Below are 1,079 nucleotides of genomic sequence, written 5' to 3' on the forward strand. Positions count from 1 at the left end.
ACTCAGTCGGGCACCTTCTGGTATCACAGTCACGCTGGTTTTCAGGAGCCCGATGGCGCCTACGGTGCCATTGTGATTGAACCCGAAGGCCGCGAGCCGTTTCGTTACGATCGCGATTACGTGGTTCAGCTGACCGACAAGCACCCCCATTCCGGCGATCGCATCATGCGCAACCTCAAAATAATGCCGGATTATTACAACCGTGAACAACAAACCGTCGGAGATTTCTTTTCGGACGCTTCTGAAAACGGTCTGATGGCCACCGTGAAGGATCGGATGGCCTGGGGCGACATGCGCATGATGAAAGCCGATGTTGAAGACCTGCAGGGTTTTACCGGCTTGATCAACGGCAAAGGTCCCGACCAGAACTGGACCGGCATGTTCGAGCCCGGCGAGCGGATTCGGCTGCGTTTTATTAACTCGTCTGCCATGACCTATTTTGATATCCGCATTCCGGGCCTTGAAATGACCGTTGTGCAAGCGGATGGAAACAATGTTCAGCCGGTTAATGTGGATGAGTTCCGCATGGGTGTGGCGGAAACCTACGACGTGATTGTGCGGCCCAAAGAGGAACAGGCTTATACGATTTTTGCCGAATCCATGGGGCGTTCAGGGTATGCGAGGGGAATACTGGCTCCTGAGGCGGGAATGGTTGCTGCAGTGCCAGAATTGCGCGAAGCGGCCCGATTGACCATGGCCGACATGGGCGGCATGGAAGGCATGGAAGGCATGGATCACTCCAAGATGACCGGTATGGCCCAGTCTGACATGAAGGGAATGGAAGGCATGGAAGGCATGGATCATTCTGCGATGGGCGAGGGCTCAATGGCATCGGCGGGTGGTGCCAGCGATCCCTTTTATGCGGCAGGCAGTGGCCTGGTTCCAACGGCGGCCAATGGTGGCAAATTTCTGTCTTATTCCGACCTGAGAGCGCAAAAACCGCTCTATGACGAACGCGAACCAACCCGGGAAATCGAACTGAAGCTGACGGGCAACATGGAGCGGTACACCTGGAGCATCAACGGCGTCAAATATGAGGACGCGGATCCGATCCGCCTCCAGTATGGCGAGCGGGTGCG

General features: G+C 56.0%; 1 protein-coding gene. It reads left to right on the top strand.

What is annotated here, in order from left to right; translation table 11 throughout:
- Positions 1-1,079: multicopper oxidase domain-containing protein (locus tag A3OI_RS0104170; protein ID WP_018403077.1), on the top strand; the 1,079-nt coding region annotated here is incomplete at both ends.

Origin of the sequence: Marinobacter gelidimuriae (assembly GCF_000372805.1) — a bacterium.
Taxonomy (GTDB): Bacteria; Pseudomonadota; Gammaproteobacteria; order Pseudomonadales; family Oleiphilaceae; genus Marinobacter; species Marinobacter gelidimuriae.